Origin of the sequence: Blastococcus tunisiensis (genome assembly GCF_900112815.1) — a bacterium.
GTDB classification, from domain to species: Bacteria; Actinomycetota; Actinomycetes; order Mycobacteriales; family Geodermatophilaceae; genus Blastococcus_B; species Blastococcus_B tunisiensis.
The window spans coordinates 1-8,075 of sequence record NZ_FOND01000038.1; the positions used below are offsets into that span (position 1 = coordinate 1).

Genomic DNA, 8,075 nt, shown 5'->3' on the forward strand with positions numbered 1-8,075 from the left:
GAAGGTCTCCAAGAAGATCACGCGGTGGCCGCCTACACGTCTACGTCAACGCCCCTCACCGGGCCGGTCAAACACCACTCTGGTGGACGCCACTCTGCGCGGCGCGGCGTAGACGCGTCCTGGCCATCGTATTGACCTGTCCATCGCACTGCCCGACGTGCTAACCGCGCAGGTCTTTCTGTTGTGGTTGTCCTGTCACTACGCCAATCACGCGGCTCCGAGGTGGTGCCACGATGGTAGCCAAACGACGGCGTTCGCGGTTGTCCGCGGGGGTTCGCTGGCGACACCATTCGCTCCTGACCTGCACAAACGGACCGCGGCGGACAGTCGCGGACCCCTACCAGCCGCCCTGGCAGTGTGGGGGTCAGGGGTTCGAGTCCCCTCAGCTCCACCCCTTTGACCAGGCCGTTCCCCTTCTGGGGAGCGGCCTGAGTCGTCTTTGGTTGCAGTTCGCCCACCCTTACCTGGCAGCAGCAGGGCGCTCATCCGGTCGGCGGCCTCGCGGGCCAGTGCCGGCATGACGTGGCTGTAGATGTCCATCGTCGTGCGCATCTGGCTGTGGCCGAGCAGTTCCATGACCACGCGCGGGTGCACGTTCTCGCTGAGCAGCAAGGTGGCCGCGGTGTGCCGGCCGTCGTGCAGTCGGACGTGCCGTACGCCGGCGGTCTGCAGCAGCCGGGTCCAGTCGTCATAGTCGGTCTTCTTGTCGATCGGTCGGCCGTTGGGCTGGGCGAAGACGAGGTCCTCGTCGTGCCACTCGGAGCCGGCCAACATCCGCTCGCCGAGCTGCGCGGCCTTGTGCCGGTGCAGCTCGGCGACCAGCGGTACCGGGAGCGCCAGGGTTCGCTGGCTGCGCTTGCTCTTGGGCTCCTCGTAGATCAGGCCGCCGCCGCGGACGCGGTGGATGCTCCGCCGCACGGTGAGGGTGCCCGCCAGTGGGTCGATGTCCTTCCACTGCAACGCCAGCGCCTCGGACTGGCGGAGGCCGAGCGCGAGGGCCACCGTCCAGCGGGCGGAGTTGCGCCCATGAGCCGCGGCGGCGAGGACGGCGCGGGCCTCGCCGAGGTCCAGGGCGGTGGCGATGTCGCTCGGCTTCTGGGCGGGCGGGTCGACCAGGGTGGCGATGTTGCGCGCGACGTGGCCGCGCTGCATTGCGACGGTGAGCGCGCGCGACAGGATCCGGTGCTGGCGCAGCACGGTGGCGGGGGAGTAGCCGGCGTCGAGCAGAGCGGTGTACAGCTGGTCGAGGTGCTCGGGGCGCAGCCGGTCGAGGCGGTGCCGTCCGAGTCCGGGGATCAGGTGCTTGCGGACGGCGGACTCGTAGCTCTCCAACGTCCGCTGCCGCACCCGGCGCGGGGCGATGGTGGTGAGCCAGTGCTCCAGCCAGTCGGCCACGGTCGGGGTCGACGTCTCGCCGACGGTCCCGGAGTCACGCTTGCGCTCGAGCTCTCGGACCTTCGCGACCACGACACCGCGGCTACTGCTGCTGAGGTGCCGGCGGTCGAGCTTGCCGTCGAGCGTGAAGCCGACGGAGACGTAGCCGTGCCAGCGCCCGTCGGCGCCCTTGTAGATCGTCGACTCGCCGTTCGAGGCGCGTCCCGCCATCGGTCACCCCTGGGTCGTGGGCTGGAGAGTCAGTCTGGCCGAGCGGTCCGACACCGGCGGAGCGGTTGTGGACTCACGCGGCATCGGGCGACGTCGGGCCCAGTTCGAAGAGTCCGCGCTGGTCCGTGGTGGTCCGGGCCCGGCGCAGTGCACGAGGAGCGGTGCGGGGAGCTTCCAGGCCGCGAACGTAACGTTCGAGCTCGCTGCGGGAGAGGCGACAGCTCCGGCCGATGTGGACGGGGTGCAGGTCGCCCGCCTTCATCAGCGCGTAGACCGTCGTGCGCCCGAGGCGGAGCACCGTGGCGGCCTCCTCCGGTGTGAGCAGCAGCGGGTCGCTGGAGACCGACTCCTGAGGTCGCTGCGCGTCGCCCATCTCGCCCTCCTCGTCGCGTGGCCTCGTGCGCCGGCGTCCGGCGCCGCACGCCCACCTGGAAAGGCGCCATTCCCGGCCCGTTGGTGACAGTGCCCGGCGAAGTTCCTGATTTCCTCCGGTTCTCGGGCGGCCCGGGCCCGGTTCGCCGAGGGTGACGTCCGTCGGGGTCGCTCGTCCGCTCCACCTGCTCCGGCGGGTCTCCAGTTTTCCTCCGGTCGGCGACGGCCCCGCGCAGTGTCACGCGGTCATTCACCAGCGCAGGCATCGACGGGTCGTGCTCCACGAGGTGCGCACGGGTGGCCGCCGACGGGGCCTTACTGCCGCGCCTGAGGAACTGGTGCCGCTCACGCCTGGTTGAGCGTCCGACGCACGTCCCTGCGAGCTCGCCGCCGCGTCACCCCTTCAGCAGACCTCAACACCGTCGACGCGGTCGGCGACGTACGCCCGTCTTCGCCTGAATGCCCTGCGCAGGCCAGCTCGACTGCCGAACCGGAGAAGAGCACGACCCGACACACCTCATGCATCAAGGGTCCACTTGGAGGGGCGCGAAGAGTAGGCGGCGACGAGACGTCGATGGCCGCCGCGGACAGGTCGGTCGGTGGACGAGGGGTGACACCGGGATTGGTGGCCGATCACTTGTCCGCGCAGGGTCGCCGAGTCCTCACGGCCAGGGGCTCGTTAGAACTCCGCCAGAAAGGACGCGGGAGCGCGTCGTCAAAGTCGACCAGGAGCGCGCGGATTGTGTGAAGCTCGTCGAGTCGCGGGGGAGACCGAGTATTCACAGCCATCGCGCGGCCCGGCGGGGGGTGACGTCAAGGAGGTTCGGCTGGTGACCACGCCGGCCGCGGTGGCCCAGCACAACCTCGGGAAAGGACCTCGGCTGGTGAGGTGCGCCGATCGCGGCCCTGCTGGGGTGTCAATACTCAAAGGCATGAGGTGTGATGCCTCGTGATATTGGAGTCCCCAGTGCTGCTCGGCCCGTGACGGGTGGCTCACCCCGGCGCGTCGCCCCCGCGACCAGGCCCTGGTCCGGACCCGACCAGGAGTCATCGGCTGCACGTCAACCCGACACGTGTCGTCGGGAGCCGTGGCGCCCGCTCGGTGACAGGTGGCTCTACGAACCCCGGGGAGCGCAATGCGGGCAGGCCGGTCCGGACCGGGCGGCTGTCGCTTCTTGACAGACGGGGCTCACTCGATCTTGTGAGAAGCGATAGCGCTGCGACGTCGTTCTGTCGGTGGAAGGCTGTAGACAACGGTGTGCGTAAGTCGCGCCAGGCTGTGGAGAACATGTGGAGGTCGAGATGTCGCCAGTCGTCACAGTGACGCGCTCGGAGCTAGAGGGCCGTCGCCGCGCGCTACTGGATGAACTGGGGCTGTCCCTCGAGGACTTTGAGGCCTTGGCCGAGACCCGGACCTTGACTGGCCACGAGTTCGACGTAAAGGAAGAGCTGGACGAGATCGCCTTCCTGCTAGGTGAGTAGTGCTGGCGAGCCGGCGGACTCGCTCGAGGCAGCGTCGGCCAAGTTCGCGACGGCGGTTCAGGAGACCCTCGACGGTGTGCTACCGGGTGAGCGCGAGATCATCTCGCGCCGAGCGCCGGACCTTGAGCGCTATGTCGTCGGGCCACAGGACCGAGATGGGGTCCTGCTGCTCGTCGGAGGCGAGCCGCTTGCCACGTTGAGTCTGTCGATATACCTCAGTCTGGATCGGAGCGGCACCTTCCTGAAGACGGTGCGATCCGACATGGCCGTGAAGTCCACGCTGGATCGGACGCCGCTCATCCGACTGGACTACCGAGCCGACATGGGGAGGGCGCCGGCTTCCCACTGGCAGGTCCACGCTGAACGGGGCGCCTTCTCGCATCTGCTCGCTCGTGCGCACGCAGTCGATCCCTCTCGCGTCAAGAAGCCGCACGATCTTTCGTCCCTGCACATTCCTGTAGGCGGTGAGCGGTTCCGACCCTGCCTTGAGGACTTGCTGCAGTTCCTCGTTCAGGAGTGCGGCGTCGACAGCAAGGACGGCTGGCTGGAGGTAGTGCAGCGGGGGCGCGAACTTTGGCGCCATCGCCAACTTCGGGCCACCATCCGCGATGCGCAGGAGGAAACGGCAGACGTCCTCCGCGGCCTCGGATGGGTCGTTGAGGCGGCGCCTGGCGTGGACTCGGAGGAGTACTCGCCGACATTCGTTCGGTGGTAGTGCAACGAGCCGTCTGCGAGGCCCGCCGGTGCGGAATGTCCTGGGGCGTGCCTGTTCCTTGGCTTCCGCGTGCCCCACAGTGGGGCGCTCAGGGACAGTGGGACGACCTACTCAACGCAGGTAGCGCGACACTTCCCTTTCCGTCCCAACGGGTCCCGGCACCTGAAATGCAAGACGGTCTGTGTGGCACATGATCTTGGTCTATCTCCAGTAGCGATGAGGAGCAGGAAGACCCGGTTGAGCAGAGCACCAGGATCGACGTCGCGGCCCCGTCGAGCAGGTCTGGGAGGTGCTGCGGCGACGTCGAGCAATGACCTCAGTGGGCGCCGACGTGACCTTGGATCGACGCCTGGACGACGGGACGTTCGCGGTCGGGTCCTCGCGAAGGCTCCTTCGCAGGGCGCGACACTGCAGCGCGGCAGCCGTCACGATGGGGCCGCTCGACGTCAGATCGTGTACGTCAGACGAGAGGTGCGGCTCATGCCAAGAACGGCGATCGTGGAGAACAAGATCCTTGTGACAGGGATCGATCTGGCCGATGCCCTGAGGATCGCCAGGGTCTCGCTGGAGGCTGGTCAGCCATCTGCCTTCATCGTGAGTGACCCGTCCAGCGGCAGGCCGGGCGCTGGAACTCACGCGGTGACCATCGAGTTCCCGCCTCGCGGCGGAGCCGAGACGGCCGCAGCCTTCGTCAAGTTCATCGCCGAGGTCGTGCACGAGGTCAGCGTCAGTGACCTGCTCAAGGCACCTGACGACTACTGAGGCGGCTGCCCCAGGGAGCAGGCATGGTGCTGCCCTCAGCCGCGCTACGGCGGGGTGAGGGTCGCGGGGACTGCCCCAGTTAGGTTGACTTGCTGGGCGTGCTTAGTGGCCCAGTCCCGATGCGTTTCAAAGGGGCGGCGGATCAGAAGCGTGAAGGCGTGGGGGCGACGCAGCCAGCGTTTGGGGTGACGTACCTGGTCGGATCGCAGACCTTGCTGCCTTACGACGAGGACACCCTGCGAGGGGAACGCCACCGGATAGCCCAGCTGCGAGTACTCGTTGGCCGCAACGGTCTGCACGGACCTCCCCAGCTGCGCCGGCAGCGAATGTTGGTGCGCCCAGTACGAACGTGACCGATCCGCAGGGCAGCAGCGACTGGATCGGCAGCGTCCCCGAAAGATGGATGGCGCTAATGATCGCGGGCAGGCTTACGACGGCAGGCAGGGTCAGCACGGCCGGCAGCGCAGGGGAGAGCGGGCTGGACGGTGGCCGCCGGGATCGACTCGCTGGCGAATGCCACCGGGGCCATGGCCACTTCACGTCGCCGTGAGATGGAAGGCTGACGTGGTGCTCCGGGGGCAGGACCAAGCGGGAAAAATCTAGCGGAGGGGCGTTTCGGCGGCATGACCAGTAGTTGGGCACGGTTCTGGGCAGTCGATCTTCATATACACACCCCAGCATCGGGCGACGCCAAGGGTGAGGATTTTGGAACGCCGGCAGATTTGATCCAGAAGGCGCTTGACGCCGGCCTCAGCGCCATCGCCGTGACAGACCACAACACCGTCGACTGGTGCGGTCAAATGGCGGAAGCTGCGCGGGGCAAAGAGCTTGTCGTGCTACCCGGCTTCGAACTCAGCACACCAGAGGGGCATTTGCTCGGCATCTGGGAGGAGGGGACAGCCCCGTCGACCATTGAGGATGTCTTGATCCGACTGGGTATCGAGCGCGCCCGCCTCGGTGACTTGGACGTCGTTGCTGCCAAGAGCATGGCTGAGTGCGCGGCCGAGATTAACGTCAAGGGCGGAGTGGCTATCGCCGCCCACATCGATAAGGATCGGGGCATTCTGACGCAGCCAGTCCAGACGCATGTCAACCAGCTCTTGGCCAACCCGAACATCACGGCCTTCGAGTACGTCCTGCCACAGACCCCAGCCAAGGTCGCCGCGAAGCTGGGCGCGACTCGTTATCCGGCATTGATCCAGAGTTCCGACGCTTACGACGCTGCCCTGAGCCGCCACTCGGCGACCGGGATCGGCGTTCGGCGGAGCTGGATCAAGGCGGCTCGACCTGACCTCTGTGGTCTGCGTTATGCGCTAGAGGATCCGAATCTTCGGGTGACGCTTTCTGACCCGACGGCCAGCGCGCCGCACCCAACAATCGACTTCATCTCAATCTCGGACGGCTTCCTTGGTGGGGCTGCGTTGAGGTTCAGCCCTGACCTCAACTGTCTGCTGGGCGGCACCGGTGCCGGCAAGTCGTTGGTCCTCGAAGCCCTTCGCTTCGCCCTCGACCAGCAGGTTGATCAGGTACTCTTCCCCACCATCCGTGACGAGGTCGATCGGCGATTGGAGTCGGCACTCAGCGAGGGCGCGGACGTTGCGGTTGAAATCAGCACCCCCACCGATGTCTACCGCGTTACACGGACATACCGCTCGATTGGCTCTAGGCCAATCGTCGAACAGGACATCGCGGGCGAGTGGGTGCAGGTCGATCGTGTCCCGTCGAGCCTGCTTACGCTGGCGGCCTTCTCCCAGGGCGAGATCCTCGAGTACGCCAGGCAGCCCGTCGGCCGGGTCGGGCTGGTCGACGCCAAGCTCGACCTAACGGAGATCGAGGCACGCATCGCCGACAGCGAAGGTCAGCTGAAGGCCAACGGTGCGTATCTGATCGCAACTCGCGACAGGATGCAGGCTCTGGCTGAAGAGGCGGCCGAAGCGAAGACTCTCAAGGCGAGGGAACGCGAGTTGTCGACACTCTTCGACGGTGACCTCGTCAAGGCTCAAGGACGGTGGACGTCGGAGCGCAGCGCAATTACCACGCTGGTCGGCTCACTCGAGGCCGTCAGCTTCGACCGGCCGATTGCACCGGCACCGGCAGTAGCGAAAATGACGCCCGAGCACGATACGGAGTTCAAGCGGATTCAGACAGCCCAAGAAGCCTTCAAGGCCGCGATCGATTCGGCCGAAACGTTGGTGAATGCGAGCCTGACCAATCTAAAGACGGTCGTCGGCGAGGTCGAACGCGAACTGAACGTCGAGTTCCAAGCCTTCAAGAAGCAGCTTGATGAGACCCTTGAGAAGTCCGGGTCTGCCTCGCTCGCGAAGTTGCGACGCGAACTCGAGGCCGTTCAGACCAACCTCAGTAAGGCTGAGAGTGCCGCTCAGACGCTGAAAGACGAGGCCCATCCCGAGTACGACCGGCTCAGCCAGGAGCGCGAAACGCTTCTTGCCGAACTCAAGGATGCCCGCGATGACCGCCGAGCGCTGCGACGGGCTCTTGCAGATGAGCTCAACAAGAAGACATCGGGCTTCGTAAGGATCGACGTTCCTAACCGCGGTGATACCACTGAGTTTCGCAAGGCACTCGATGTGCTCAAAGTCGGCTCGCGCTTGCGTGAGCAAGTACTCGACCGCATCGCCGAGAATGTACGGCCCTACAATCTGGTGCGGGCGATCTGGAGCGGAGACATGTCAAAGGCTGGCCCGTTGCCCACTGGCGTGACGGCTGCAGACATCTCCCGTCTGTTGGCTGCCGTGGCTGAACGCGACTTTTGGCAGAAGCTCCTGGACGTCCAACTTATCGAGACGCCCGACGTGCTAAATGTAAAGTTCCGCAAGCCGGAGGGTAGGGACTACGCCAACATCGAGGACCTTTCGCACGGTCAGAAGTGCACGGCGATCCTCGTGATCCTGCTCGCTGACGGTGAAAATCCAGTGCTCATCGACCAGCCCGAGGATGCCCTTCATGCCCCTTGGATCGAGGAGTACCTCGTCGATCGGCTGAGGGAACTCAGGGGAACCCGTCAGTACGTATTCGCGACGCGTGGGACTGCTGCGCGGATCGGTGACAGGTTGGGTCACGCGGCCTGAGCGGCCAGTGTGGGTGTGATGGTCTCGTACTCGATGGGCGTGAGTCGACC

The 8,075-nt window shown here is 66.1% G+C and carries 6 protein-coding genes; 4 read left to right on the forward strand and 2 right to left on the reverse strand.

What is annotated here, in order from left to right; translation table 11 throughout:
• Window positions 1–207 precede the first annotated feature (207 nt).
• On the reverse strand, window positions 208–1,605 hold the full coding sequence (locus BM142_RS23960; RefSeq protein WP_092204032.1) for a tyrosine-type recombinase/integrase: 1,398 nt from the start codon (window positions 1,603–1,605) through the stop codon (window positions 208–210).
• Window positions 1,606–1,678: 73 nt separating this feature from the next.
• Window positions 1,679–1,978, reverse strand: a complete 300-nt coding sequence (locus tag BM142_RS23965) for a helix-turn-helix domain-containing protein (protein WP_092204034.1) — start codon at window positions 1,976–1,978, stop codon at window positions 1,679–1,681.
• A gap of 1,289 nt (window positions 1,979–3,267) precedes the next feature.
• On the opposite strand from BM142_RS23965, the gene BM142_RS23970 reads away from it, so the two are divergent.
• The 4 genes from BM142_RS23970 to BM142_RS23985 all read left to right on the forward strand — a co-directional run bounded on the left by BM142_RS23970 (window position 3,268) and on the right by BM142_RS23985 (window position 8,025).
• Window positions 3,268–3,459: a hypothetical protein gene (locus BM142_RS23970; protein ID WP_217640875.1), complete on the forward strand. Its 192-nt coding sequence runs from the start codon at window positions 3,268–3,270 to the stop codon at window positions 3,457–3,459.
• A complete protein-coding gene (locus BM142_RS23975; RefSeq protein WP_092204036.1) occupies window positions 3,452–4,174 on the forward strand; it encodes a hypothetical protein in 723 nt (240 codons plus the stop codon). Before BM142_RS23970 ends, BM142_RS23975 begins: the two co-directional genes overlap by 8 nt.
• A gap of 498 nt (window positions 4,175–4,672) precedes the next feature.
• On the forward strand, window positions 4,673–4,936 hold the full coding sequence (locus tag BM142_RS23980; RefSeq protein WP_139229012.1) for a hypothetical protein: 264 nt from the start codon (window positions 4,673–4,675) through the stop codon (window positions 4,934–4,936).
• A gap of 623 nt (window positions 4,937–5,559) precedes the next feature.
• The gene (locus tag BM142_RS23985; RefSeq protein ID WP_092204040.1) at window positions 5,560–8,025 is read left to right on the forward strand and encodes a PHP domain-containing protein; all 2,466 of its coding nucleotides are present in this window, start codon (window positions 5,560–5,562) and stop codon (window positions 8,023–8,025) included.
• The last annotated feature ends 50 nt before the right edge of the window (window positions 8,026–8,075 follow it).

Bases quoted from the DNA above. Each gene is read 5' to 3' on its own strand.
- BM142_RS23960 (WP_092204032.1), bottom strand. From the start codon at position 1,605: ATGGCGGGACGCGCCTCGAACGGCGAGTCGACGATCTACAAGGGCGCC.
- BM142_RS23965 (WP_092204034.1), bottom strand. From the start codon at position 1,978: ATGGGCGACGCGCAGCGACCTCAGGAGTCGGTCTCCAGCGACCCGCTG.
- BM142_RS23985 (WP_092204040.1), top strand. From the start codon at position 5,560: ATGACCAGTAGTTGGGCACGGTTCTGGGCAGTCGATCTTCATATACAC.